Here is a 26,833-nt window from a genome sequence, read left to right as displayed (position 1 = left end):
CATCGCGAGGGAACCAGGACATGAAATCTCGGATGGTGCCTCGGCACTACCTGTCGCAGGATGTGTTCGATCGTGAGCAGCGCAAGTTGTTTCGGACGCTCTGGGTGTTTGCCGGTCTGCGCACGATGGTGTCGAAGCCCAATGATTTCCTCACGAGGAAGATCGCCGGCATTCCGATCGTCATCCAGAATTTCGACGGCGCGCTGAGAGCCTTCGAGAACGTGTGCCTGCATCGCGGTGCGCGACTGCAGTGTGATCCGACGGGGAACCGTCCGCTGGTGTGCCCCTATCATTGCTGGAAGTACGACTCGACAGGCGCACCCTCGAAGATTCCGCTCCACGATGAGCTGTATCGCTACCCCGAGCAGGAGCGACAGGGCATGCGACTGCGTCAGTTTGCCCTTCGACCGGTCGGCAACGTCCTGTTCATCAACCTTGCGGACGATCCGCTCCCCATCGAAGAACAGTTCGATGCCGCCTTTCTCGAGCTGCTTGCCTCAAGCTCGAACGCATACGACAGCGAGGTCATGACGACCACGTTCCGTGCGAATTTCAACTGGAAAATCGGCTACGAGAACCTGCGCGATCCCAATCATGTGGGTTTCGTGCACGCGAAGTCTCTGGCCCGTAGCGTGTCATTCGGTACGGCGGTCGACGAACGCCTGAACCACGAGGGGAGTCGCGATCTGCCGCCGGACTTGGATCGGGCGGCCCGCCGTGCCCTGCTTCGGCAATTCAGCGTCGGTGGACCTGAGGGGACCTTCAAGGGGGAAGTCCACTACGATTGGCAGGCCAATGTCGAGCGCTGGGGGAATCAGGACGCGTACTTCAACTGGCTGGCGTATCCCAATCTCCATATCTCCACCGGCGATGGCGGCTACTCATTCAGCATCGAGCACCATGTTCCCGTCTCTCCCGGGCGCACCGACATGGAGATCTACTGGATGACCGCCAGGAAGCGGGCCCCGTATGCCTATTCAAGCGCGGTCCTGACGTCGAAGATGCACGGCAGCAAGCTCGTGGTTGGCGAGGACATCCAGATCATGGAAGAGGTGCAAGCCGCATTGCATGCCGATGGACCGGTCGCCCACCAGGGTGACTACGAGGGGTTCAACAAACTCGTGGAGCGATGGTATGTCGATATCATCGACACCGACCATGACGTCTAAGGTCGTTGCCGGCGCGGGTGACATGCTCGATCTCGTGGTCCGTGCATGGGCTGCTGCCACCGGTGAGCCGGTGATGGGCGTCGAGATTCCTCAGCGTGCCGATTATGCCTTCGACACCAGCCCCCTCGACGCGCATGATCCGGCCACGACTGTCCTCTTCGCTGCTTTTGATGAGCGATTCGGCAACTTCAAGCGAGCCGAGTTGATGCGCGATGCAATGGCCCGTGGCTTCCAGCTCGCCACCATCGCCGCGCCGGGGGCAATCGTTGCGCCGGATGCGAAGGTTGGGCCCAACGTATTCATCGGTTCAGGTGTCGTGGTGGGCAGCGGGAGCGTCGTCGAATTCAACAGCGTCGTGCATGCCGGAGCCGTGATCGACCATGGCGTACGCCTCAAGGCCTCCTGTTGGATCGATACCGGTGTGACGATCGGGCGCCGGGCGGAGATCGGGGCCCACTGCATCCTCAGAATGGGGGTCGCCGTGGCGCCCGCCGTGAAGATCGGTCGTCTCTGCGATATCGGCGTCCCGGGCCTGTACCGTACCGACGTGGCAGCCAAGACCGTCTATGATCCGCGCTACGAGGAGCCGCTGATCGTGTACGGCGGATAGCCAGTGCACCGGTCGCGCGTTCGTCCGTCCTCAGCCCCCACCGCATGTCCGCCACAGGAAGTCTGACCAGAAATCTCGTTGCACGAACGGAGGAGTACCGCCATGTCGCGGTGCCTGCCGGGCCCGGGGACGTCTACTTCATCGGGTATCCGGGGTGGCTCTTCCGCTTCTTCGCGCCACGGATCTTCCATGCGTTCGGAGGGCGCGTTGCCGGAGTGATCAGCGACACCTTCGTGCGTGATCACTCGCACATGCTGTTGTGGGGGCAGCCATGCCCACTGGTCACCTTGCAGGACGCGCTCCGGCGCGCCGAGAGCGAACCGCTCACGTTCGTACAGTTTTTCGAGACCCCCGATCAATTCTGGGCGCTCGCGGGCATCGAGCGTTCCGCGAACGTACAGGTCACTGACTTCCTCGACACGCTCGACCGCCTTGGCCTTCCCCACACGTATGTTCCGGTGAGGGAGGAACGGGAATGGTGGGCACGGCAGAGTCGCGAGCGGATGGAGTGTGTGGCGGCCCGGTTCACTGATGATCGCTCACGACGGACGCTGGCAGCGAAGTGTGCGGCGCTCGCCACGGGGGATCGCCGCGAGCTGTTTGCCGTCGCGATCGGCACGGAGCACCAGTACTTCAACACGATGAGCTCGCAGTGGAGTCTCACGCCCGGGACTGACGCGATTTACGTGGATGTCGGGGCAGCGGGCGGAGACACGGTCGAGAAGTTCATGTCTGTTGTCGGGGGGCAGTTTCAGGCCATCGAAGCTTTCGAGCCGACCGAGACGCAGTTTGCGGACTTGCAGCGGTTGGCGAGTGCGGATCCCCGCATTCGAGTCCATCAGGCTGCGGTCGGCGAATCATCGGGATCGATCGGGTTCTTCGAGAACACGAACAATCCGTTCGGGAGCAATGCCATTACCCTCGGTGAGACGGACACGCCGAGGCAGGTGTCCTGTGTGCGGCTCGACGATGTGGTCGAGCACTGCACCCTTCTCAAGATGGACGTGGAAGGCTTCGAGTGTCGGGTGCTGCGCGGGGCGGAGCGTCTGATTCGGGCGTCGCGTCCGGACCTTGCCGTGACGTGCTACCACTATCCGCAGGACATGTTCGAGATTCTCGATACCGTGCTCACGATGCACGACTACCGGTACGTGGCGTTGCGCCACTTCGGCCTGAGCCTCTACGACACGACCCTGTTTTTCTCGGATCATCAATCGTTCGCCTAGCGCGATTCCGGGATGTCACGCCGATCACCGTATCCATGCGTATCGCAATTCTGAACTGGTCCGGAGGTGAGAACGACCCGTTCACGTACTTCAGTCGAGAGTGGCAGCAGCGGCTTGCTTCGCTCGGACACGACGTGCACGTGATTCCTCTCGATGTGCAGACCATCCTGGCGGTCGCGGAGATGCATCAGGATGCGCCGATCGACTTGGCGTTCTGCTGGCAGGGAGTGGGAAGTGCCCTCGTGCCGGACGGATTCACGCAGACGCTCTGGGAGCTGCTGCGCATTCCGCTCGTGTGTCTGCACGCCGATCATCCGTGCTACAACCCACTCAACCATCAGCAGTCTTCAGCGTTCATCCTGCACCTGTACGGCCCGGCGTCCTTTGCCAATGCCGCGAACCGTCTCATGCAGCGAGAATGGCCAGCAATCGCGGGGATCTACCCCACCCTCTTCGAACTGGCCTCTGAGACGGCTCCGTTCGATGGCGAATGTTTCGTACTCGCCAAGAATATTCAGGATCCCGAATCGATCCGGCATGAGTGGCGGGCGCGCTGTGATGCCCCGACGGCTGCGCTGCTGAATGGTATTGCGGATGCGATCGATCAGGCATACCGCGATGGCAATGTCATCAACCACCATGATGTCATTTTTGTGTTTGCGCCTGCGCCCCTGCGCGCACGCATGCTGAGCACTGATCCGGATCCCGAGGCCTCCGACATCATGTGGCGACTGACGCGTGAACTCGATCGCGTGCATCGCAACGTGGCGGCGACGTTCATTCTCGATGCCCTGCCGGAGGTGCCCATCCGCATATACGGTCGGGGCTGGGAGCGGTTCCAGGCACGGGGAAACCCCAATCACGAGTTCTTTGCCGCGGATACCGCCAAGCGCTCGGGGTACCAGTACCAGAGTGCGTACGGCATTCTCGACGTCGCGGCATCGAACGATATGTTGCACGATCGAACGTCACGTGCTCTTCAGGCAGGAGCCGGATTCCTGCTCAGTTCCTCCTTTCATCGTGGCACCCCGCTCGAAGCCACCTTTGGAGACCTGTTCTTCGGCGGCGATCCGGTGGAGCTCGTGCGGAAGGTCGACGTGGTGCGGCGCGATCCTGCCGCGCACCGTGCACGATGTGCCGCTTTTGGGGCGGCGCTCATGGAGCTGTCACTTCCCACCCACGTGTTTCTCGAGCACATCGAGCAGCACATCCAGCTGCGGGCGCTGCGCTAGACGTGCCGGCGGACCAACACACGCAGACCGCCGTCGGCGCACCGAGGTCATGACCGCCAGGGGAGTCCCGATGCAATCACCGCCAGACGTCCCCACCTGCTCCGACAACTACGGGCCGTATCAGTTTCCCGAGAAGCTGATCCCCCTCATGATCCTCAAGGCCATCGAGGGGAAGCCGCTGCCGGTCTACGGCCGGGGGCAGAACGGGCCCGACTGGATGTAGATGGAAGACCACGTGGACGCGCTGGTGGCCGCCTTCGAGCGCGGCCGCCCCGGCGGCACTTTCCTGATCGGGGCCTGCGCCGGGCGCGGCAACCTATCCGTCGTGCGCGCCATCTGCGATCTTGTGGATGAGTAGCCCGGAAGATCGGGCGCTCGGCTGCCCCCGTGACGCGCGCGATCAGCAAGCACCTCCTGCCGGTCTACCACACGCCGATGATGCGTTATCCCCTATCGGTCCTCTTGCTTAGCCGTGAAGTCATCGGGAACGACCCCGTCGCGCTCGTCCTCGGCGACAACATCTTCCACGGGCAGGGGCTCACCAAGCTGCTCGCGCGCGCCGCGCGCTGCTCCAAGGGGGCCACGATCTTCGGCTATCACGTGACCGATCCGCTGCGCGACGGGGTGACGGAACCGGACGCGCGCGGCCGGGTGCTGCGCCCCGAGGAGAAGCCGGCGGTACCGCGATCGAACTACGCGGTGACCGGCTTGTATTTCTACGACAATAGCGTGGTGGACCGCGCGGCCGACATCCAACCGTCTGCCCTCGGCGAAGTGGAAATCACCGACCTCACTCGCGTGTACATGGAGCGTGGGGATCTGCGCATGCCGGTCATGGGACGCGGTATGGCCTGGCTCGACACTGGCACCTCCGACTCACTTTGCGAGGCCGGCTCGTCCGTGGCCACGCTCGAACGCCGTCAGGGGCTGAAGATGCGTTGTCCCGAAGAGATCGCCTACCGGCACGGGTGGATGACCGTCGATCCGTTGCTCGCCTGCGCGGCACCGCTCGAGGCGACCGAATACGGTCGGTATCTCGTGCGACTCGCGCACGGCCCGCTGGCACCGTCGAGCCTCACGGCAAGATGACGCGCCTCACGGTCACGCAACCACTGCTGCCCCCGCTCGAGGAGTTCATTCCGTATCTGCAGCGGATATGGGACAGTCGGATCCTCACGAATGGCGGGCCACTCCATCAGGAGCTCGAAGCTGCGCTGTGTACGTACCTGGGGGTGGCACACCTGTCGCTCTTCACCAACGCCACAACGGCGCTGATGGTGGCTGTCCAGGTCCTCGATCTCGATGGTGAGGTGATCACCACGCCGTTCTCCTTCGTGGCCGGTGCCCACGCTTTGCGGCAGCGGAACCTCGAGCCGGTGTTCGTCGACGTGGAGCCATGCACGCTGAACATCGACCCCCATCTGATCGAAGCCGCCATCACGCCGCGGACCTCGGCGATCATGGCGGTGCACTGCTACGGGAATCCGTGCGCCATCGACGCCATCCAGGCCGTCGCCGATCGGCATCGGCTCAAGGTGCTCTACGATGCCGCGCACGCTTTCGGAGTGCGGATGCAGGGCCGGAGCATTCTCCACGCCGGTGCCCTGTCGGTCCTGAGCTTGCACGCCACGAAGGTGTTCAACACGTTCGAGGGCGGCGCGATCATCGCGCCCGATGCTGCCACGAAGGCGCGCATCGACCAGCTCAAGAACTTCGCCATGAAAAATGAAACGACCATTGAGGAGATCGGGCTCAACGGCAAGATGAGCGAAGTGCATGCCGCGTTCGGTCTGCTGCAGCTACGATACGTCGACGATGCCATCGCACGTCGTGCCGCAGTGGCCCGACGCTACCGCGAAGCGCTGCGCGATGTGCCGGGGATCGAATGTCTGCCCGACGGGGCTCAGGACGCTCCAAACCACTCGTACTTCCCCGTTCGCGTACGGTCACCCTACCCACTGACCCGTGACGGCCTGTACGAGATGCTGAAGTCGCAGGAGATCCTCGCGCGTCGGTACTTCTATCCGCTGATCACCGACTTCGCCGCCTACCGCGACCTGCCGAGCGCCGACCCGTGCCATCTGCCGGTGGCCGTCGAGGCGGCACGCGAGATTCTGTGCCTACCCATCTACCCGGCGCTTACCGACGACGAGGTGTCACGCGTGATCGATGCCGTCGTGCAACCGCTGCACCGCGTGCCACACCGCGGTGAGCACGCCAGCCCATGCTGATACATCCTGTTGGCGAAGGATGGTCAGGCTGTCGTACCAGAGCGTACGCGTTCCGCTCACGCCCCACCGGAAGTCGAGGGAGAACGGAAGGCAGAGCAGGGTCGGGGTCCCAAGGGCACCGGCGAGATGTGCCACGGCGGTGTTGACGGTCACGCACAGGTCGACCGGGATAAGGACTTCAATCGAGGTGGGTCGACTCTCCGTCGAGCGTAGAGCGTGATCGCCGACCTTGCCAGCGCCTCCTGACGGGCGGCGGCGTGCCTTTTGTGGACGGGTGCGCGGCGCATGACGTGTCTCGACTCGGGCGGGCCCGCGTTGATGGGGGGATCCCTGCGCCAGCGTGGGCCGGCGGCGCAGGGCGGGCGTCGAGGTGGGCGAGGATCTGGTCGATCACCGACGTCTGGGTGATGAAGGCAACAATGCCTATCGCGCCGTAGCAGCGCGGGCACGCCAGCGGGTCCACCTCGAAGATCTGCTGGAGGAGCGCCACCGTGGGGCCTTCGCCCAACGGCGGTTGGCCTCGGTCGGCGCTCGGTGGCGGCGAGGAACAGGATGCTCCACGTGAGCATCAGCCAGATGTGCTCCAGCAGGCACGGGACAACACACCCCAGATCGAGAAGCCCCGTACCCTCCGGTGGCCATGGGTGGCTCACCACGCGGTACGACGGATACCACACCGTGCCGGCCAGGGTTGCACCGAGGAGCGCGAGCCCAACGAACCGGTGCGGGTGGCTGCGCACGCTCGGCAGCCGCTGCAAGGCGACCGCGAGGCCGCTGCTGACGAGAAACCCGAGCGTGACGCGCACGACCCGGAACGGCATGGTCGCGAGAATCGCGTCGCCACCTTGCTCCTCGGCCGCCAGGGCGCTGACGAGCGCACCCGTGAAGTACAGCAACCACCGGGCTCCCTGTGCCTTCCAGAACCAGGGGAATGACCACGGGGCGGAAGACGTCGGGCGTGGCGATCGGTCATGACGCGTTGGAGTATGCCGCGCGGCCCTGACCAGCGGCAGCACACGTCGCCAAGCGGCAACCGGTGACGATGACCGGCAGTTTCGTGCGGTGAGCGGTGCGTAACCGCGTCGGAACGGTGGCCGCAGCACGGCATTGCACGGCCCCGTTGGCCAGAGCATTCGGTCCGCGCGAGGCACTCCGTCCGATCATGCCCTGCCTACAGCCCGCCAGGTCACTTCCACGCTACTCGGGAATGCTGGCCTGCACCGTCGCCGTGGTCGATCGCGGCTCGCAGCGCCGGCCATTGGGAAACACATCGGTGTAGCACACCGGCCGCGTGCGCGTCGATCGCGGAATCACGATCACCCCGGTTATCGGGGCGGCAGCGGCGGCAGCGGCTGGTTGGGCGTTCTGGGCTGAGGGGGCGCCGTCTCATCTCGGGCACGCTCCCGCGGCATGGCCCGTGTGGCGCGACGCACCACTCGCAGGATGCCGCTGGACACCGCGCGCAGCCGTTCGCCGGCGGGCGTGGCCTCGAGGACGGTTTCGACGGCGTCGCCGAGCTGCTCGGCGGCGAGGCGATCGGCGTCGGCATTGGCGTCGTGCCAGTCCGGCGGGAGCAGATCGCGCAAGGACCACTGCACCTCGCTTTCGCACGAGGTGACGGGTGCCGTACCCGTCTTGAAGTACTCGCGACGGGAGGGGCCGCACCAATCGCTGGCCAGCTTCCCGGTGCCGATGTCCACCTGGCGCGTCTCGATGCCCGGGGGCGGCGCCCACGCGGCGTCTTGCGTGGGGCTGTGCCAGCCCTCGCGCAGGAAGCGGGCCCATGTCGGCGCCGCCAGGCGACCGCCACTGGCGTTCCACCCCAGCGGCTGCGGGCGATCGGCTCCGAACCACACGCCGGCCAGCAGCGTGGGGGTATAGCCAACGAACCACACGTCGGCCCCCTCGTTCGTCGTGCCCGTCTTCCCGGCAATGGGTCCCTCGAGGCCGGCTTCACGCACCGGGCGTCCGGTGCCGCGGTCGACCACCGTCTGCAGCAGTGACGTGACGAGGAAGGCATCAGCGGGCGAGAGGACCTGCACCGGCGGCGGGGAGGTGCGCTGCCAGAGCACGACGCCGAACGGATCCTCGATGCGTTCGATGAGGAACGGCGCCACGCGCGCGCCGCCATTGGCGAAGGGTGCGTAGGCACTCGTGAGCTCGAGTGGTGTCACCGATGCCGCGCCGAGCGCCAGCGCTGGCACGAGCGGCAGGTCGCTGCGGATGCCTTGGGCCGCGGCCTGCGCGGCGATGCGCGAAATGCCGACCTCGCGGCTCACGCGCACGGTGGCCGTATTGGCCGAGCGCCGGAGGGCCTCACGCAGCGTAATGCGCCCCGCGTACTCGTGCCCGTAATTGGCGGGACGCCAGACATCGTTGCCCGCCTGGATTTCGACCGGCGCATCCTCCACCATGCTGGCGGCGGTGAATCCCTGCTGCAGCGCAGCGGCATACACGAACGGCTTGAAGGTGGAGCCCGGCTGCCGCTGGGCACGCAGCGCCCGGTTGAATCCCTTGCGTTCGACCCGGCGCCCGCCGACGATGGCGCGAATGGCACCGGTGGCTGGGTCGAGCGCGACGAGCGCGCCCTGCGTGCGGTTGGCCCCGCGCACGTTGAATCCGCCCCATTCCCGATCGTTGTCGATGGCGGCGGCACCGGCGGCGACGGCCCGTTCGGCCGCGAGCTGGGCGCGCCGATCGACCGTGGTCCACACCCGCAGCTGGGCATCGTTGAGGGCGCGCGGAATCACCCCCACGGCGCGCAACGAGTCGAGGACCACACGCGCGGCCTCAACCGCCCACGAATCCGCGGCGCGCGCCGGCACGAATTCCTTTTTTGCCAGCGTGAGCGGTGCGCGGCGTGCATGCGCCAGCTCGTCCGCTCCGGCGATGCCCTCGCGGGCCAGCACGTCGAACACCACGGCACGCCGCGCCAGCGCGCGCCGCCGGCTGTTGCGCGGCGTGTAGCTGGTGGGCGCCTTGGGCAGTCCCGCCAGCAGCGCCGCTTCCGCCAGCGTCACGGCGCCAATGCGCTTGCCGAAGAGATCGCGACTGGCCGCTTCCACCCCGTACACACCGTTGCCCAGATAGATGGCATTGAGGTAGCGCTCGAGGATCTCGTCCTTGGTGAGTGCCTGCTCCAGCAACGTGGCATAGCGCCATTCGAGGAACTTGCGGGCGTAGCTGCGTTCGGCGGCGCGGTTGCCGAGGAAGACGTTGCGCGCGAGCTGCATGGTGATGGTGCTGGCCCCCTCGCGCACGCCCCCGGCCCGCAGGTTGCTCACCATGGCGCGCCCCACGCCATACCAGTCCACACCATGATGGGCACGAAACCGGCGATCCTCCACCGCGATGAACGCCGCGGTGACATGTGACGGCACACTGGCCAGCGGGACGTTGACCCGGCGCACCGGGGAGAGTGCACTCACGAACGCGCTGTCGCGCGCCAGCAGGGCACCGCCTTCGGTCGGGCGCCACGCGCGCAGCTGTGCCGGCGTGGGACACTGCTCCCATCCGCACGACCACCACCAGGAGGTCGAGGCCACCCCCCCCACGACGGCGAGCACGGCCGTGTACCAGGCGAGGCGGCTGAGGCGCGGGCGCACGGCCTCCCAGTACACCCGCCACCCCGCGGTGCGCGCGGGCCCCCCCGCATCGCCAGCACCAGTCACCGGCGCGGAGACCGACTCGTTAGGTTGCTCGCTCATCGCCTCACCGGTCTCCGCACCTGCCGCACGCTTGTCATGGTCAGCCCGTTTCCCGTTCCCCGCACCGTTCGTATCGTCCACATACTGACACGCCGTGGCGCGGCCGTGGTTGCCGCGGCGGTGGTTGCCGCGGCCGTGCTGGCGCCGACCCTGGCGTCGGCTCATCCCCTCCTACGGACCCACCCCCCACAAAGTGCCACGCCGCCGGCGACGCGCGTGCCCAACGAGCTCGGCCGGTTCCCCATCGTGGAGTGGCATCAGGTGGTGGAGAAGGACGGCACCTACAAGGTGTCGCGCGAGCGGTTCCGGGCGGAGCTGGCCGAGTTGCACCGGCGCGGCTACGTGCCGGTGAACCTGTCGGAGATCCTGGACAAGACACTGGATGTGCCCGCCGGAAAGACGCCGGTCCTGTTCACCTTCGACGACGCCTCACCGAGTCAGTTCCGGTACCTCGAGCGCAATGGCCAGCTGGTGGTGGACCCGACCAGCGCGGTGGGCATCCTGCTCGACTTCATTCGCACCCATCCCGACTGGAAGCCCAAGGGACTGTTCTGCATGCTGCCCGCGGCGGAGGCCGGGCACGCCTTCTTCGGCGAAAAGGGGATTCAGGGGCAGCAGTCGGCGTGGCGCTTCAAGAAAGTGCAGTTCCTCCATCAGCAGGGCTTCGAACTGTGCAACCATACGCTCTGGCACGCGAAGCTCAGCAAGTACAGCGACGCGGTGGTCCAGGAGCAGCTGGCGCGCGGCGTGCTGGCGATCGACAGTGCGGTGCCCGGCTACCAGGTACGCGGCATGGCGCTGCCCTACGGGCTGTGGCCGAAGAATCGGGCCCTGACGCTGAAGGGGTCGTGGTATGACACGAAGGCGAAGCGTACGGTGTCGTACGCCCACGAGGCGGTGTTCGAGGTGGCTGGGGGTCCGGCCCGCAGCCCGTTCGACCCCCAGTTCAATCCCCGCGCGCTGCCACGAGTCCCCCTGCAGGGGGGAACCAACCTCACGACCACCTTGAACGAGATGGACAAGGTGGGGGGCAAGTGGGCGCGGTTCGTGTCGGATGGAAATCCGAAGACGATTGCGAAGCCCTAGCCCCGCAGGCGCTCACAGTCATCCCAGCGATCCACCGCGCGGCGCAGGTGGGGAATGACGATGCTGCCGCCCACGATGAGTCCGATGCTGAGCGTCTCGAACATCTCATCGCGCGTCACGCCTTCTTCGGCGCAGCGCACGACGTGGTAGGTGATGCAGTCGTCGCAGCGCAGCACGAGCGAGGCCACGAGGCCGAGCAGTTCCTTGGTCTTCACGTCGAGCGCGCCGCCTTCGTAGGCACGGCCGTCGAGATTGAAGAACCGGTTGATGACGAGATTGTTCTCGCCGAGGATGCGGGTGTTCATGCGCTCGCGGAACTGCCGGAACTCGGTGAGGGCGGCGCTTTCCCCCGGGGGGGCCGGGCGCGCGGCGGCGTGATCGTGCGGCGGACCGCCGGTGGTGGGCTCGGTCATCGGCTACTCAGAATTGGTAGTTGCGCAACGTGTTGAGCGCGGTCTCGAGTGCGGCTCGCTGTTGGGCGTTGGGCGAGTTGTTCCACAGCTCCTCGTAGGCCCCGATGGCCAGCGCGAGCGCTTCCCGGTCGTGCTCGGCCGCCGCCAGCGAGGCGGCGTTGTCGGCGAGCGCCGCCTTGGCCAGCATGTCATCGGGGAACCGCTGCGTGACCTGCACCCAGCGAATGGTGCGGTCGCGCTGGTTGCCTTCGGTGAGTGCCCACATGTGCCAGGCCCCGCGATTGTCGGGGTCGGCGGCCAGGGCGCGCGAGGCCAGTTCCCCCACGACCTCGGGGCCGCGCCCCGAGAGCCAATAGGCGTTGGCAAGAATGACGAGGGCGCGCGCGTTGTTGGGCTGGTGGTCGACCACCCGTTCATAGAGCGGGCCGGCCACCTCCGGCATGTGCAGCCAGGGTTCGGCGGCGGCCACGAGCGCATCGGGGGTGGCCCCCTCGCGCACATGGTGGAGCCGTTCCATGAGGGCACCCACGTTGCCGGAGGCCTCGTAGGCGTTGACGGCCTCGGCGAGTGCGGCGGGAAGGTCGAGGAGAGGGGCAATCATGGTACAAACGTAGAGAGGGGCGGAATGGGGCCGATCGGGGCTGCCGATACAACTCCGCATCGGGCCAAAGGGTTGCGCGATTGCCCCTGCCTCGTAATACTCACAGGAACTCGAAGGACATCCCGACGCTGCCGCGCCCGAATGACGCGTTGTGGCCGAGTCGGTCAGCGGAGCCCTGCGTGGTGCTCCGATCGGCGATCTTCGAGAGACACCGGAGTCACCACTCCGCGCGTTCCCCCCAGCGGTACCGGCGTCGCTACGCACGCATCCCCGTGCGCCAGTTGCCGCCGGCAGTGCGACGGCAGCACATCCGTCCCCCAGCAGCCCGCATCATTCTGCGCTTCCGCGCTCCACGAGCCCCACACCGGGTTTGTCCTTCAGGCCCCTCCTGGCGTCGCCAATCATGACGCATGGGGAGCCGTGCTCCGTTCGTTCGAACGCGAGCACCCAGTACCACTCGCAGTAGTCGAATGACCGAACCGAAACGCCCAGCTCGCCGCCCGCGCACGCGGACGACTCCGGAAGTCGCCGGAGACGACAATCCCTACCTCGACGCGCCCAAGCCGCGCTCGAAGAGCACCAAGGCGGCCGCAGCCGCCCCGGCCGACGTCGAGGTGCCCAGCGCCGATGCGGCCAAACCGCGCCGTCCGCGCACCCCGCGGCGGAAGGCCGACGAGGTTGGCAGTAGTGCCGCCCCCGCGGCGCCGCAGGCCGCTCCGGCCGTACCCGCCGCTGCGCCTGCTGCTGCGCCTGCTGTTGCGCCTGCCGCTGCGCCCCGTCGCGAGCGCCGTCCGCGCCCCGACAGTGGGAGCGAGGCGGCCGCGGCACCGCGTGCAGAGAGTCGCGCGGAGTCCCGCGCGGAGTCTCGCCCGGAGCGCGCCACCGAGAGCCGCGCGGAGCCGCCTGCGGAACCGCGGGTTGAGCGCTATCAGCCTCCGGTATACGACCCGGCCGAACGCGTCACCAACGACCGCCGCGAAACGGAAAACCGGTACGATCGCGCCTTCAATCGGACGGATGGGCCGGAGCGCACGGAGCGCACGGAGCGTCCGGAGCGTCCCTTCGACAATCGCCGCGAACGTGGTGGCCGCCGTCGTGGGCGGCATCGCAACCGCGACCGGGGTGAGCGGGTGGGTTCCGACCGGTCCGGCGCACCGCCGGCGGAGCGGCCGGAGCGCGTGGAGCGACCGGCCACCGAACAGGGGGGCGAGCGCCCCGATCGGTTCGAGGGTGGCGAGGGGAGCTTCCGTCGCAATGGCCGCCGCGGACGCAACCGATTCCGCCGCGGCGGTGGCGGTGGTGGTGGTGGTGGTGGTGGTGGTGGTGGTGGTGGAGCCCCTGTCGAAGGGGGCAACGATCGGGCACCGCAGACCCCGGTGGCGGTCGAGGGCACGATGGGCGGATGGTTCGACGCCTCACGCGACGGCGGGTTCCTGCGCCGCGGGGTCAACAGCTACCTGCCGGACCCCACCGATCCCTTCGTGCCCCCTGCCCTGGTGCGATTGCACCAGCTGCGTCGCGGGGACAAGCTCGAGGTCACCTATGGTCGCGACCCGCGCGGACGGTACGTGGTCGTGGAAGTGCAGCAACTGAACGATGGATCGCCGGTGGTGCTGGAAAAGCGCCCCGATTTCAACACGCTCATCGCCAGCTACCCCGATCGGAAGTTGACGCTGGAGACCGGACGCCCGGCGAAGACCGGCCCCGAGCTGACGCGTCGCGCCATCGACCTCATCGCGCCGATCGGCTACGGCCAGCGGGCACTTATCGTCGCCCCGGCTCGCGCCGGCAAGACCACGCTGCTGCAGGCCATTGTCGAAGGGGTGGCCATCAACCATCCCCAGGCGGCGCTGCTGGTCCTGCTCGTGGACGAACGTCCCGAGGAAGTGAGCGAGATGATCACCTGGGGCTACGGCGAGGTGGTCGCCTCCAGCTTCGACATGCCCCCCAAGCGGCACGTGGAAGTGGCGGAGATGACGCTTGAACGCGCCCGCCGCCTGGTAGAACAGGGGAAGGATGTGGTGATCGTACTCGACTCGATCACCCGACTGGCTCGCGCGCACAACACGGTCGATCGCGGCACGGGACGCACCATGTCCGGCGGTCTCGACGCCACCGCGATGCAGAAACCGAAGGCGTTCTTCGGCTCGGCGCGCATGATTGCGCCGCAGCATGGGGGCGGATCACTCACGATCATTGCCACGGCGCTGGTGGAAACCGGCTCGCGCATGGACGACGTGATTTTCGAGGAGTTCAAGGGCACCGGCAACTGCGAGATCAAGCTCGATCGCTCGCTGGCGGATCGACGCATCTTCCCGGCCTTCGACATCGCCACCAGTGGCACCCGGCGCGAGGAGAAGCTGTACCGGCCGGATCAACTCGATAAGGTGCACCTGCTGCGCCGCGGTCTGCACCAGTTGCCACCGCAGGCGGGTATGGAATGGCTCATCAAGCGTATTGCCGCCACCAGCAACAACGACTCACTGCTCGACGGACTGTAGTTGACCGCTTGGGCGCCGTCGTCCGAGCTGTTCGCACACGCCCCCCGGAAACCGCGCGGTTTCCGGGGGGCGTGTGCGGAGGCGGTGGTGAAGCCTCAGCGAGGGCGTTGGCCGTACGCTTCGTACAGCACGACCGCCGCGCGCATGCCGAGACGGAAGTTCTCCTCGCTCATCCACTCGTCGGGAGCATGCGCGTTTTCTCCCGGCAGGCCGAAGCCCATGAGCAGGACGGGCGCACCCAGGATGCGTTCGAAGTCGCCCACGACGGGAATACTCCCCCCTTCCCCCGTGACGACAGGCTCACGGCCAAACGCTGCCTGCAGCGCGGCGCGACCGGCGTCGATGATGGGCCCCTGCAGGTCGGCGCGCCACGGGCGCCCCCCGTGCAGATACGCCACTGTCACCGAGACCCCCGCCGGTGCCACCTGCACCAGATGCTGCTCCACCAGCGCGGCGATGCGATGCGGATCCTGGTCGGGCACGAGACGGAAGCTCACCTTGGCCATGCTGACGGCGGGGAGCACCGTCTTGGCGCCTTCACCGGTGTAACCGCTGAGCAGGCCGTTGACCTCGCAGGTGGGACGGGTCCAGAGGCGCTCGAGCGTGGTGTAGCCCGGCTCACCGCTCAGCGCCGTCACCCCCACCTCGTGCATCAGCTGCTCGTCGCGGAAGGGGAGGGTGCGCATCTGCGCACGCACGTGGTCGGGGAACGGGCGCACGTCGTCATAGAAGCCCGGAATGGCAATCCGCCCCTCGGCATCGTGCATGGTGCTGAGCATGCGGGCGAGCGCCATGGCCGGGTTCACCACGGCGCCGCCGTACATGCCGCTGTGCAGATCGCCACTGGCCCCGCGCACGGTAATCTCGAGATACGCCATGCCGCGCAGGCTGGAGAGTATGCTGGGGATGCCGGGCGCGAACATCGTGCTATCGGAAATCACCACGGCGTCGCAGGCCAGACGCGTGCGTTCACGATCGAGAAACGCCTCCAGGTTCTCGCTCCCCACTTCCTCCTCACCCTCGGCGAGCACAATCACGTTCACGGGCAGCGTGCCGCGTGTCGCGAGGTGCGCTTCGAGCGCCTTGATGTGGAGATAGAGCTGCCCCTTGTCGTCCACGGCACCGCGCGCGTAGATGCGACCGTCACGCAGCGTGGGCTCGAAAGGCGGCGAGGTCCACAGCGCGAGCGGCTCCGCAGGCTGCACGTCGTAGTGGCCGTAAATGAGCAGCGTGGGCGCGCCGACCGGTGCGCCGCGCCATTCACCGAGCACGATGGGATGTCCCGGCGTGGGTTCGATGCTGGTGGTGAAGCCGATCCGCGCCAGGGCGTCGGCGACGAACTGCGCCGCGGCCACACAGTCCCCGGCGTGCTCGGTGCGCGCCGACACCGAGGGAATGCGCAGGAACGCGAACAGTTCCTCACGCGCGCGCGCGTCGTTGGCATCGCACCACGCAAGCAGGTCGGCGGGAATGGACGTGACGGTCATGGCATCAGGCTCGGGGTAAGTCGGGGGAGTTGGCGTCATGCACGGGGGCGTCCCAGCACGAGACCGAGGGCGGCCGCGCCCAGCCCGAGCGCGAGACTGAGCGCCACGTAGGCAATGGCGCGGGCGCCCTTTCCCTGCTGTACCAGCTGCAGCGTCTCGGCACTGAAGGTGGAGAACGTGGTGAATCCGCCACAGAACCCGGTGGTAAGCGCCAGACGAACCACGTCCTGCGTGGCGTCACCCGTGAAGAACCGGGTGAACCATCCAATGAGAAACGAGCCCACGACGTTCACGACCAGCGTACCGGCGGGGAAGGCGCCCGTCGCCGGCACGAGGGCGAGCGTCGCGAGGTAGCGCGCCACCGATCCAACCGCGCCGCCAGCGGCGACCGCGAGGAGCGCCGCGGCGGAGACGGCGCCGTTCACGGGACCGCCGGGTGTGTGGGACTCGTTCGGGGCACGTTTTGCGCGATGCGATACAGCCAGAGCCGGCGGGTGGTTACGGTGCGACCTTCGCGTTGCAGCGGCACCAGCGCGCCGGGCCGCATGGCCTTGAACCAGCCACCGACCACGCGGGCCAGGGAATCTCCCTTGGCATCGGCGTCGAAGGCCACGATCAGCCCGTCGCCCGGGCGCACGCGCTGCCAGGCGTTTGGCCACACGTCGTAGTGATTGGTGCGCCCACCGAGATTGAGCGAGAACACCGTGGGCTGATCGGGGAGATGGAAGGCCAGTTCCGAAGCGTCCTGATAGCGATCGGCGGCGACCCAGCGGTCCACCGTGCCGTTCAGGAACGGATCCCGCCGCGCTGCGGCCACGGAATCCGCGAGCGCGCGCCAGCCATGGGCGCGGGCAATGGGGTCACGCCTGGGCGCGAGGGGCAAGATGGGGGTGGCCGCCTGCACCGCCACCACGGCCAGCAGCCCCGCAGCGAGCCAGACGCCGCGGCGCCACCACACGCCCTGCGCCACGGGCAGGGGGCTCGTGGCCAGCAGCATCATGGCCGCGGGATAAATCATGGCCGGCCAATTGGCTTCCACCGGTCGCCGCCAGGCGCTGATCGCGAAGAACCCGAGCGGCACCACCGCCACCACCGCCAGGGCGAAGCGCCGCGCCGAGAGGTCGGTGGGCTGGGCGGTGCGGCGGGTACGCCAGCCGTCTCGCAGCGCCACCCACACGACAATGGTGAGGAGCCCGAACAGGATGGGGGAGGCGAGCCCGGCCTGGGCACCGAGCATCTCGAGTTCGCGCGATACGGGGTTGCCGCGACTCACGGCGTTGAATCCGTGCCCCAACTGGAAGCGGAAGGAAATCCAGTTGTTGAACAGGTTCCACGCCACCACCGGGGCGAACAGGGCAAGGGCGACGGCTCCGGCCACCCATGGCCCGGCATCGGCATAGCGCCGGCGCAGCGCCGGGTGCACCAGACAGGCGATCACGAGCCCCATGGGGAGCAGTACGGCCGTGTACTTGGCCACGAAGGCGCCACCAAGGGCCACCCCGGCCAGCAGCCACCAGAGGAAGCTGGCCCAACTGCGCACCGGGGTGGCCAGCGCCCGTTCGACGGCCAGCAGCGCAATCATGGCGGTCGTGAAGAGCGCGGCATCGGGGGTGGCCAACACGAGTCCCAGCGTGGCGATGGGCAGCAGGGTGACCAGCATGGCCGCTCGACGGGCGGCCAGTCGTCCCGCGTCACCGCGGCCGGCCAGGTGCCACGCGCACAAGACCGCCGCCATGTGGGTGGCAAGTGCGGCCAGCGCCGGTCCGGCCCGCACACCAGCAGAGCGGTCGCCCAACAGCAGGGTTCCGGCACGAATGAGCACAGCGATGCCGGGCGGGTGGTCGAAGTAGCCGGCCTCGAGGCGCCGGGACCATTCCCAGTAATAGGTCTCGTCGGGGAGCAGCGGCACACACGCCGAGAGGACCCCGCGCAGGAGCGCTGCGGCGAGGACCCAGCCCCCCACGAGCACCCAATGGGTTACCCGCTCCCGTGCGGGGGCAGAGTTCGTTCCGGTGGAAAGAGGGGCAATCGGCATCGGGGGCGAAAGTTGACCGATGAAGCCAGGGATGGCTACGGCGCGCCGTTGACGCCGCTTGCTGCGGAATGCCTGTCTGGTCAGGTTGCAGTGGAGCGTACGCGCCCGGTGAGCCGCAATTGTGAGGGTTACGGCGTTCCGAGACTGGGCGTCTTGTGTAGTAGTTCCCGGTGTGTGCCGTTTCGGCACCGTCGTTTTCCACCTCCTTTGTTCCAGGACGGACCTGCATGCGGGTCGCAGCGCACATTGTGTCCTTCTCCCGTGGCGCCCGCCGGCTGGGCGCCGCCGCCCTGGTGGCGACGCTGGGTACCACCGCCGCCTGTCTCGATCTGCGGCCGCCCAGCGCCTGCACGATCAGCGTGGCGCCGGCAACGCTGACGCTGCCGGTGAATGGCACGGCGACGATCGTGGGCACCGCGTTCAACTGTGATGGCAACACCATCGCCGACAAGCGGATCAACTATTCCTCGAGCAACACGGCTGTCGCCACGGTAACGGCCGAAGGCAGTGTGATTGCCGTGTCGGTGGGAACGGCGACCGTGTCGGCGGTGGCCGACGGCAAGAGCGCCGCCGTGGCCGTCACCGTAACCCCGGAAGCGGCGGCCACCGTGACCATCAACCCGGCCGCAATCACCCTGCGCCGCACGAATACGCGCCAGCTGGCGGCCACGGCACGCAACGCCGCGAACCTGATCATTCAGGGGCGCACCTTCCGATGGACGTCGAGCAATACGGCGATCGCCTCGGTAGACCAGGCGGGCCTCGTCACGGCCGTCGGTACCGGCACGGTGGTCATCACCGCCGAGACCGACCAGACGCTGGGCCAGGCGCAGGTCATCGTGACGGAAATTCCGATTGGATCATGCTCGTTGTCGCCGACCAGTTTCCGGGTGACGACGGGCCAGGGAGTGCAGCCCACGCTCACGCTGCGCGACACCGCCAACAACATCGTGCCCACCCTCGGCCGCGCCGTGGCATGGTCGAGCAGCAATGAAAATGTGGCCGCGGTGTCGGCGACCGGTTTCGCGACCACCCGTCGCTCCGGTACCGCCACCATCACCGCGTCGTCGGTCGAGTTCCCGGCGGTAACCTGCAGCGCCACCGTAGAAGCGGTCGATCCGCGCATTGCGCAGGTGGTGATTGCGCCGCGTATCGGCTCGCTGCGGCTGGCGGTCCCGCGCGCCTTCCAGGCCACACTCTTCGACTCCGCCAACACGGCCATCACCGGCCGGGCACCGGTGTGGAGCACGAACACCCCCACGGTCATCCAGGTCACGCAGGCCGGCATCGTCACCGGCCTCTCGCTCGGTACGGCGCGCATCATTGCCCGCGCCGACAACGTCGCCGACACGGTGACGCTGCAGGTGACGCGCATCCCGGTAGCCACCGTGCAGGTCACGCCCTTGCAGGCCAACGTGATCGAAGGGCAGACGGTGCAGTTCCGGGCCACGGTCACCGACTCGGCGGGGACGGAGGTGACCGATCGGCCCGTGGAATGGCTCAGCTCCGACCCCACGCGTGCCAGCGTGAACCAGAGCGGGTTCGTCACCACCGTGTCCGCTGGCGTCGTCAATATCTTCGCCACCTCGGAGAATCGGTCGGCTCAGGCGTCGCTGCTCATTCAGCAGATTGCCGTGGACACGATCGTGGCCCCGCTCTCCTTCTCGCTCCCGCGGGGGGCGACGCTGCCCTTTGCCATCGAGGTGCGCGATGCCCAGGGGAACGTGCTGCGCAACCGCACCGTCGAGATCCGCAGCGACAATCCGGCGGTGGCCAATGCGCAGTCGGTCACGACCACAGCGCAGGTGTCGGTGGCTGGGCTGCAGCTCGGCACGGCCACGCTGACACTGCAGGCGCTGAACGCAAACGGGCAGGCGCAGGGCAAGGCCACGCGCGTGAACGTCACGGTGACGCTGCCCGTGCCGGTGCCGATACGGCGCGAATAGGCGGTCGCCGCCGCGGACCCACACGGGCCCGGTACCAGGCAGTAGCTTTCACACCGGGGCCGCCACGGCATGTGGCGGCCCCGGTGTGCATTCCTCCAGGCTTTCTCATGACCACCACTGCTGCCACGCCGTCGTTCCTGCGTGATCTGTTCGCCGGCGACATCAACGAATCGCTGCTCTTCCCGTATCCGGTCACGCTGGACGTACGCGATCCCGAGGAGGCGCGGACGGTGCATCGGCTGGTGGACGCGGTGAACGGGATGGTCGCGTCGGGGCTCATCGACCCGCGGCGCTTCGATGAGCAGGAAGGGATCGACGAAGAAGTCATCCGGGGCTTTGCCGCCGCGGGGCTGCTGGCGCTCACGATTCCCACGGCGTACGGCGGTCTGGGGCTGTCGGCGAGCGCGTATGCGCGGGTGTTCGGCGCCGTGGCGTCCATCGATGCGTCGCTCGGGGTACTCATTGGCGTGCACTGCGGACTGGGCAGCAAGGCGCTGGTCATTGCCGGCAACGAATCCCAGAAGGCGCGGTACCTGCCGGCGCTCGCGCGGGGCGAGACGCTGGCCGCGTATGCGCTGACCGAACCGGAAACCGGATCGGATGCGCAGCACATCGTGACACGCGCCGACCGGCACCCCGACGGCACCGGCTGGGTCCTCAACGGGCGCAAGCACTGGATTGGCAACGGCCAGCGGGCTGGCGTGGTGGCCACCTTTGCCCAGACGCCGCTCGAGCGGAACGGCGAAACGGTGCGGCGTCCCACCGCCTTCATCGTGCGTCCCGACATGCCCGGCTTTCGCGTCGATGGCACGATCCGCAAGCTCGGCATCCGTGGGTCCACGCAGGCGGAGCTCGTGTTCGAGGATCTCTTCGTGCCCGACGACCACGTGCTCGGAGAGGTGGGCAAGGGCTTCCGCGTGGCGGTGAATGCCCTCAATGCCGGTCGTCTGTCACTGGCATCGGGGTGCACGGCGGCCTGCAAGAAGCTGCTGGGAGAATTCACCCGCTACGCCGAGGCGCGCACGCAGTTCGGCGGTCCGCTGGCGAGCTTCGAGATCACGCAGCGCAAGATGGCCACCATGGCCAGCGAGACGTACGCCGCCGATGCGATGGTGGGCGCACTCGCTGCAGCGCTGGACAGCACGACCGTGGACGCGTCGCTGGAGGCCGCCTGCGTGAAGGTGTTTGCGAGTGAGCTGGTGTGGCGCAGCTCCGACGAGCTGGTGCAGCTGGCCGGGGGCCGAGGCTTCGTGAAGCCATGGCCGTACGAGCGGTACCTGCGTGATGCCCGCATCAATCGCATCTTCGAAGGCGCCAACGAGATCCTGCGTCTGTTCGTGGGACTCAACGGCATCCAAGGGCCGGCCGAGGAGCTCAAGGAGCTTGCCGGTGCGCTCAAGAACCCCATCCAGAACTGGGTACTGGTGTCGGGCTACGCGGCCGACAAGGTGGCCAGCGCGTTCGGCCGACGTGATCGCTTCCAGGCCACGCTGCACGCCTCCCTGCGCACGCATGCCACCTATGTGGAACGGCACGTCGCCGAACTCGCCAAGGCCACGCAGCAGGCCATCACGACGCACCGCAAGGAGATACTGCAGCGGCAGCTGGTGGTGGAGCGCCTGGCCGACATGGCCATCGAACTGTACGCGCGCTGCACCACCATCTCACGCACGCAGCAGCTGATCGACGAGCGCGGGGTGGATGCGTGCGCACGCGAGATCGCCCTGACGGAGCTGTTCTGCCTGCAGAGCGGCCGTCGTTTCAGCGCCCATCGCGATGAACTCGACGGCAAGACCGGTGAGGGCATCGACGACCTGCGCCGCCGCATCGCCGCGCGCGTGCGCGACGAGCGCGGCTATGCGTCGAGTGATGCGCTGATGGATGTCGCCGTGCCGCCGCTCCCGGCGTGGAGTCTCACCCGAGACGCGCAGCAGCGCGCAGTCGACCGCCTTCCGGACTGACCGCGCGCGCGACGATCAGGCGTCGTTCTTGAGCAACCCCAGCTTGAGGGCGAATTTCACGTAGTCGGTGCGATGCGTGAGGCCCAGCTTTTCGCCGATGCGCTGCTTGTACGTGTCGACCGTCTTGGGCGAAATGGTGAGGTGCTCACCGATTTCCGGCGCCGTGTACCCTTCGGCGACCATGCGCAATACCACCTGCTCGCGGTCGGTGAGCTTCTCGAAGCGTGTTCGCTCCTCGGCGTTGCCGTCGCGCTTCGCCAGCCCGCGCGCGAGGGCACGTGCCGCGGTGGGCTGCACGTACACATCGCCTGCGGCAACGGTACGCACGGCATCCACGAGTTCACGATCGGCGACCGACTTGAGCAGATACCCCCCGGCGCCGGCTTCCAGCAACGCCACGAGGTGCTCGTCTTCCGTGTGCATGGTGAGGACGAGTACACGTCGGGTGGCTGGCTCGTCGGGGCTCGGCGTCCGCGTGGCGTTGGCCTTCTGCAGTTCGCGGGTGGCGGTCAGGCCGTCCATGTCGGGCATGGAGAGATCCATGACGATCACGTGCGGATCGAGCCGTTCGGCGAGGACCAGCGCATCCTTGCCGCTCCCGCCTTCGCCTACCACGATGATGTCCTTGGCGGTAGCGAGAACGGCTTTGAGTCCCGAGCGGACGATCTGGTGGTCGTCGACGAGGACCACGCGAATGAGGTCTGGGCGCATGGGCCGCAAGTTACGGCCGCAACCGGAGTTCCGGTAAGGCCCGTCGTGCCGGGGGCTCAGGGCTGATCAGCGCCGAAGACCGTTTCGCCACTCTTGAAGACGCGGAACAGATACACGAAGCTCGGCAGCAGGATGGCGGTGCCAACGCACAAGGCCCCGAGCGTGAGCTGCAGCGTGATGCGAGGCGCGGCGAGCGCGGTGATGGTGCGATCGGGAGGGAGGAGCCAGGGAAACTGCGTCCATGCCCAGCCCCAGAGGATGAAGCTCGCCTGGGCGGCGGCGGCAAGGCGCGCCAGCTGGAAGCGACGCGTCGCAAGCGCCCAGAGCGTGGTGGCGGCGGCCAGCGCGGTGGTACCGAGCATGGCCAGCGCCGTGCTTCCGCGCGTGAGCCCGGCGAACAGCTGGGGGTCCTCGGCCCGTGCCACCACCAGCGTTGCGACCGCCGTGATGAGCAGCGCCACCTGTGATTGCTGCGCGCGGCGACAGAAGAGATCCCGCAGCGGGCCTTCCGGTGCCTCCACGGTGAGATAGGCGGCGGCCAGAAAGGCGAAGAGCAGCAAGGTCAGCAAGCCGACGGCCCACGGAAACGGCGACATGAACCAGGGGTTCACGAAGCGGTCCATGAAGGTCAGTGTGGCGGCTTGCGATGCCGGACGCATGGGGACCAGTCCTCCCGCCACAGCGCCGAGACAGACGCCGAGGACAACGGGCGTGAGCAGGCTGGCGATGGAGAAGATACGCCCCCAGCGGCGCTGGACCGCATCGCGCTTGCTGTCGTACGTGCGGAAGGTGAAGGCCGACCCACGCAACACGACGCCCACCAGCATGATGGTAATGGGCACGTGGAGTTCGGTGGCCAGATGCGCAAAGGCCTTGGGAAAGCAGGTGAAGAGCAGCACCACCACGAGGATGAGCCACACATGATTGGCCTCCCAGATGGGACCGATCGCCTCGGCGATCAGCGCCCGCTGTTCGTCGCGTCGGTGGCCGCGCGCGAAGAAGTCCCAGACCCCGCCGCCGAAGTCCGCTCCGCCCAGCAGCACATAGGCGTTGAGGGAGAGCACCATGACCCCGGCGACAATGTGCGGCAGCGTCCAGGTGAGTTCCGCCGGGTTCATTACGAACGTGGGGTGGGATGCGTGCCCGAGAGTCGCGAGGGCAACGGGAGCTCGCTCGTGACGCCCAACGGCACAGGGGTGACGCCCGTCTTGAGGATCTGCCGCCAGAGCAGGAACACCACGGCAATCGCCAGCCCGATATACAGCACGGTGAAGAGGGCAAAGGTCACTCCGAGTCCCGGCATGGGCGTCACGGCATCGGCGGTGCGCAGGATGCCCTGCACGATCCACGGCTGCCGTCCCACCTCGGTGACAGTCCACCCGGCTTCGAGCGCAATGAACCCCAAGGGTGCGGCCAGCATGATGGCCAGGAGGAAACGCCGATCGTCGGGCAGCGCGACCCCACCACCGCCGCGCCGCTGCCACCAGCGCCAGGCGCCCCACAGCGCGAGCAGCGCCATGAGCGTCCCGCAGCCCACCATGATCTGAAAGGCGAGGTGCACAATGGCGAGCGGCGGCCGCTCATCGGCCGGCGCACTGTCGATCCCAGGCACGACCGCGGCGGGATCGCCGTGCAGCAGCCACGAGAGAGCCCCGGGAATCTCGATGGCCCCGCGGTGCTCGAGGGTTTCGGGATTGGGCCACCCCCCGATCACGAACGCCGCCGGCCCGGTCCGCAGGTGTCCCTCCATGGCGGCGAGCTTCACCGGCTGGCGCTCGGCGACGCCACGGGCACTCCAGTCGCCGCTGAGCGGCTGAAGGAGCGCCGTCGGCAGGCCGATCATGAGCGCGATCTGCAGCGCGGCGCGATGGAAGGCCCGATGCAGCGTGCCACGCCAGAGTGCATAGGCGTGAATGCCGGCGACCGCGAAGCCCGTGGCGGCGAATGCGGCGAGCGTCATGTGCACGATCTGGGCAGGCGCCGCCGCGTTGAACATGGCGGCGATGGGATCGACGCTCGTGACCTCACCGTTCACCATTGTGAAGCCGGCCGGCGCGTTCATCCAGGCGTTGGCGCACACCACGAACGCCCCGCTGAGTGCGCCGCTCACGGCCACCACCACGCCGGCGGCGAGATGGGCCCGCGGGGGAATCCGCTTCCACGCGTACAGGTAGATGCCGAGGAAGATGGCTTCGGTGAAGAACGCGAACCCCTCGAGGGAGAACGGCATGCCGATCACGGCGCCGGCGTGCTCCATGAAGGTGGGCCAGAGCAGCCCCAACTCGAAACTGAGCACGGTGCCGGACACGGCGCCCACGGCAAAGAGGATGGCGGTACCCTTGGCCCAGCGTTTGGCCAATTCCAGCATCACGGTGTCGCGCGTGCGAAGCCACCGCCACTCGGCAATGACCATGAGGGCCGGCATGCCGATGCCCACCACGGCAAAGACGATGTGGAAGGCCAGCGACATCGCCATTTGCGAGCGGGCGAACATCAAGTCGGACGGCATACGAGACTAATGCCTGGTGCAGGAGTCGCGTTCCGCCGGTCCCTCGGGGCCTGGCATCCCGCGAATCAGCCGCTCGACCTCACGCGAGGGCGGCGCGAACCTCACCGCTGCACTGCCCGAAGCCGATACGGGGCACCCCGTCGCGCTCCGCGAACGCAGTGAGCGTCAGTTCGTCGCCATCCTCGAGGAAGGCGCGCGTCTCACCGTTGGGGAGGGTGATGGGCTCGGCCCCGCGCCAGGTCAACTCGAGCAGGCACCCGCGGCTGTCGCGCGCGGGGCCGGAAATCGTGCCACTGCCCAGCAGATCCCCGGGTCGCATGTTGCAGCCGCTGCTGGCATGGTGCGCCAGCATCTGCCCGAAACTCCAGTACAGATCGAGCGAGGTTCCGTGGGAAAGGCGGTGCGACGGTTCGCCGGCGGCGCGCATGCGCGCCGTGCGCAGCCACGCCTCCACCGTGATCGCAAAGCCCCCGTACAGGCGATCGTGCTCGCTGGCGAGGTACGGCAACGGCGCGGGATCATGTGCGGCCCGTGCAGCCAGTGGGGCGCGAAAGGGCTCGAGGGCCTCGAGCGTCACCACCCAGGCCCCGAGTGTGCTGGCGAAGTTCTTGGCCAGGAAGGGGCCCAGTGGCTGGTACTCCCAGGCCTGCAGGTCACGCGCCGACCAGTCGTTGAGCAGGCACAGGCCCCACAAATGGTCCTCGGCCTGGTGGACGTCGATGCCGCTCCCGAGCGGGTTGCCGGTGCCCACGAAGGCACCGAGCTCCAGTTCATAATCGAGTGAGCGTGAGGGGCCCACGGTGGGTTCGGCGTCCGACGGCCCTTTGCGCTGTCCACGCGGTCGCACCACGGGGGTACCGGACGGCACCAGACTCGAGGCCCGGCCGTGATAGCCGATGGGGATCCACTTGTAGTTCGGCAGCAGCGGCTGATCGGGGCGGAACATGCTGCCCACATTGGTCGCATGATGCACCGAGGCGTAGAAGTCGGTGTAGTCGCCGACCTGTACCGGCAGCAGGAGCTCGGCGTCCCGTTGCGGCACGAGGGCATGCCGTGCGGTGAGCTGACGATGTCCGGCGGTGTTCACGTCCAGCAGGTCGAGCAGCGCCCGGCGCAGAGCGCGGCGGGCTGCCGTGCCCATGGCCATGAGGGCGTTGAGCGCCGGCGACGCACAGGCGCGCATCGCTTCCCGGGCCAGCGGCTCGGCCTCATCGCAGCATCCGGCGGCCAGACACGCCGACACGTCGAGGATCTCGTCGCCAATGGCAACGCCCACACGCGGCAGTTCCGTGGTGCCGGCGCGGCGAAAGACGCCAAAGGGGAGGTTCTGCAGCGGAAAGTCGGTGTGGCCGTTGGCCGACGCCACCCAACTGCTGGCGAAGCCGTGGTGTCCTGAGGTCATGCCGAT

The 26,833-nt window shown here is 67.6% G+C and carries 20 protein-coding genes and 1 pseudogene; 11 read left to right on the top strand and 10 right to left on the bottom strand.

Features of this window, described 5'->3' with window-relative positions:
* The first annotated feature begins 20 nt into the window (after positions 1-20).
* From O9271_RS05200 to O9271_RS05165, 7 genes and pseudogenes are all read left to right on the top strand, one after another.
* The gene (locus O9271_RS05200) at positions 21-1,169 is read left to right on the top strand and encodes a Rieske 2Fe-2S domain-containing protein (RefSeq protein WP_298266728.1); all 1,149 of its coding nucleotides are present in this window, start codon (positions 21-23) and stop codon (positions 1,167-1,169) included.
* Positions 1,159-1,779 carry a hypothetical protein gene (locus tag O9271_RS05195; protein WP_298266726.1) on the top strand — a complete coding sequence of 207 codons (621 nt, stop codon included), beginning with the start codon at positions 1,159-1,161 and terminating at the stop codon, positions 1,777-1,779. Before O9271_RS05200 ends, O9271_RS05195 begins: the two co-directional genes overlap by 11 nt.
* A 110-nt stretch (positions 1,780-1,889) precedes the next feature.
* Positions 1,890-3,005: an FkbM family methyltransferase gene (locus O9271_RS05190; RefSeq protein ID WP_298266724.1), complete on the top strand. Its 1,116-nt coding sequence runs from the start codon at positions 1,890-1,892 to the stop codon at positions 3,003-3,005.
* 35 nt (positions 3,006-3,040) lie between these two features.
* On the top strand, positions 3,041-4,237 hold the full coding sequence (locus tag O9271_RS05185; protein WP_298266722.1) for a hypothetical protein: 1,197 nt from the start codon (positions 3,041-3,043) through the stop codon (positions 4,235-4,237).
* A 97-nt stretch (positions 4,238-4,334) separates the two neighbouring features.
* Positions 4,335-4,592, top strand: a pseudogene (locus O9271_RS18440) (NAD-dependent epimerase/dehydratase family protein); the annotation flags it as partial.
* Between the two features lie 80 nt (positions 4,593-4,672).
* On the top strand, positions 4,673-5,326 hold the full coding sequence (locus O9271_RS05170) for a sugar phosphate nucleotidyltransferase (protein ID WP_343213871.1): 654 nt from the start codon (positions 4,673-4,675) through the stop codon (positions 5,324-5,326).
* Entirely contained in the window at positions 5,323-6,468 is a 1,146-nt protein-coding gene (locus tag O9271_RS05165; protein ID WP_298266716.1) for a DegT/DnrJ/EryC1/StrS family aminotransferase, read from the top strand. Before O9271_RS05170 ends, O9271_RS05165 begins: the two co-directional genes overlap by 4 nt.
* 1,325 nt (positions 6,469-7,793) lie before the next feature.
* Here O9271_RS05165 and O9271_RS05160 read toward each other — a convergent pair.
* Positions 7,794-10,175: a PBP1A family penicillin-binding protein gene (locus O9271_RS05160; RefSeq protein WP_298266714.1), complete on the bottom strand. Its 2,382-nt coding sequence runs from the start codon at positions 10,173-10,175 to the stop codon at positions 7,794-7,796.
* Between the two features lie 216 nt (positions 10,176-10,391).
* Between O9271_RS05160 and O9271_RS05155 the strand changes: the two genes are divergently transcribed.
* The gene (locus tag O9271_RS05155) at positions 10,392-11,261 is read left to right on the top strand and encodes a polysaccharide deacetylase family protein (protein WP_298266712.1); all 870 of its coding nucleotides are present in this window, start codon (positions 10,392-10,394) and stop codon (positions 11,259-11,261) included.
* On the opposite strand, the gene O9271_RS05150 is transcribed toward O9271_RS05155, so the two are convergent.
* Positions 11,258-11,566 (bottom strand): carboxymuconolactone decarboxylase family protein, encoded by a 309-nt coding sequence (locus O9271_RS05150; RefSeq protein WP_343213622.1) that lies wholly within the window; start codon positions 11,564-11,566, stop codon positions 11,258-11,260. The two genes, O9271_RS05155 and O9271_RS05150, sit on opposite strands and share 4 nt — an antisense overlap.
* Before the next feature lie 115 nt (positions 11,567-11,681).
* The gene (locus tag O9271_RS05145; RefSeq protein ID WP_291262981.1) at positions 11,682-12,275 is read right to left on the bottom strand and encodes a hypothetical protein; all 594 of its coding nucleotides are present in this window, start codon (positions 12,273-12,275) and stop codon (positions 11,682-11,684) included.
* A 470-nt stretch (positions 12,276-12,745) separates the two neighbouring features.
* Between O9271_RS05145 and rho the strand changes: the two genes are divergently transcribed.
* Positions 12,746-14,776 (top strand): transcription termination factor Rho, encoded by a 2,031-nt coding sequence (gene rho / locus O9271_RS05140; RefSeq protein ID WP_298266710.1) that lies wholly within the window; start codon positions 12,746-12,748, stop codon positions 14,774-14,776.
* A 95-nt stretch (positions 14,777-14,871) separates the two neighbouring features.
* On the opposite strand, the gene O9271_RS05135 is transcribed toward rho, so the two are convergent.
* From O9271_RS05135 to O9271_RS05125, 3 genes are read right to left on the bottom strand one after another with little or no spacing between them, the layout of a single operon-like run.
* The gene (locus O9271_RS05135; protein WP_298266708.1) at positions 14,872-16,263 is read right to left on the bottom strand and encodes a dipeptidase; all 1,392 of its coding nucleotides are present in this window, start codon (positions 16,261-16,263) and stop codon (positions 14,872-14,874) included.
* Between the two features lie 35 nt (positions 16,264-16,298).
* Entirely contained in the window at positions 16,299-16,688 is a 390-nt protein-coding gene (gene crcB / locus O9271_RS05130) for a fluoride efflux transporter CrcB (RefSeq protein WP_298266706.1), read from the bottom strand.
* Positions 16,685-18,298: a glycosyltransferase family 39 protein gene (locus tag O9271_RS05125; RefSeq protein ID WP_298266704.1), complete on the bottom strand. Its 1,614-nt coding sequence runs from the start codon at positions 18,296-18,298 to the stop codon at positions 16,685-16,687. The genes crcB and O9271_RS05125 overlap by 4 nt, the downstream gene beginning before the upstream one ends.
* 248 nt (positions 18,299-18,546) lie before the next feature.
* Between O9271_RS05125 and O9271_RS05120 the strand changes: the two genes are divergently transcribed.
* Together O9271_RS05120 and O9271_RS05115 are read left to right on the top strand one after the other, a co-directional pair.
* Positions 18,547-20,244 (top strand): Ig-like domain-containing protein, encoded by a 1,698-nt coding sequence (locus O9271_RS05120; protein WP_298266702.1) that lies wholly within the window; start codon positions 18,547-18,549, stop codon positions 20,242-20,244.
* A 107-nt stretch (positions 20,245-20,351) separates the two neighbouring features.
* A complete protein-coding gene (locus O9271_RS05115) occupies positions 20,352-22,205 on the top strand; it encodes an acyl-CoA dehydrogenase family protein (RefSeq protein ID WP_298266700.1) in 1,854 nt (617 codons plus the stop codon).
* A gap of 15 nt (positions 22,206-22,220) precedes the next feature.
* Here O9271_RS05115 and O9271_RS05110 read toward each other — a convergent pair whose 3' ends face one another.
* The 4 genes from O9271_RS05110 to fahA form a co-directional block, all read right to left on the bottom strand.
* On the bottom strand, positions 22,221-22,916 hold the full coding sequence (locus tag O9271_RS05110; RefSeq protein WP_298266698.1) for a response regulator transcription factor: 696 nt from the start codon (positions 22,914-22,916) through the stop codon (positions 22,221-22,223).
* A gap of 56 nt (positions 22,917-22,972) precedes the next feature.
* Positions 22,973-24,034 carry a cytochrome d ubiquinol oxidase subunit II gene (locus tag O9271_RS05105; RefSeq protein WP_298266696.1) on the bottom strand — a complete coding sequence of 354 codons (1,062 nt, stop codon included), beginning with the start codon at positions 24,032-24,034 and terminating at the stop codon, positions 22,973-22,975.
* Positions 24,034-25,425, bottom strand: coding sequence for a cytochrome ubiquinol oxidase subunit I (locus tag O9271_RS05100; RefSeq protein WP_298266694.1), 1,392 nt, complete (start codon positions 25,423-25,425; stop codon positions 24,034-24,036). The genes O9271_RS05105 and O9271_RS05100 overlap by 1 nt, the downstream gene beginning before the upstream one ends.
* Positions 25,426-25,504: 79 nt before the next feature.
* Positions 25,505-26,827, bottom strand: a complete 1,323-nt coding sequence (fahA, locus tag O9271_RS05095) for a fumarylacetoacetase (protein ID WP_343213870.1) — start codon at positions 26,825-26,827, stop codon at positions 25,505-25,507.
* Between the last annotated feature and the right edge of the window lie 6 nt (positions 26,828-26,833).

It is taken from the genome of Gemmatimonas sp. (assembly GCF_027531815.1).
GTDB lineage: Bacteria > Gemmatimonadota > Gemmatimonadetes > Gemmatimonadales > Gemmatimonadaceae > Gemmatimonas.
Note: the sequence above shows the minus strand (reverse complement) of the source record. Positions and strands in the feature narration are given on the sequence as shown.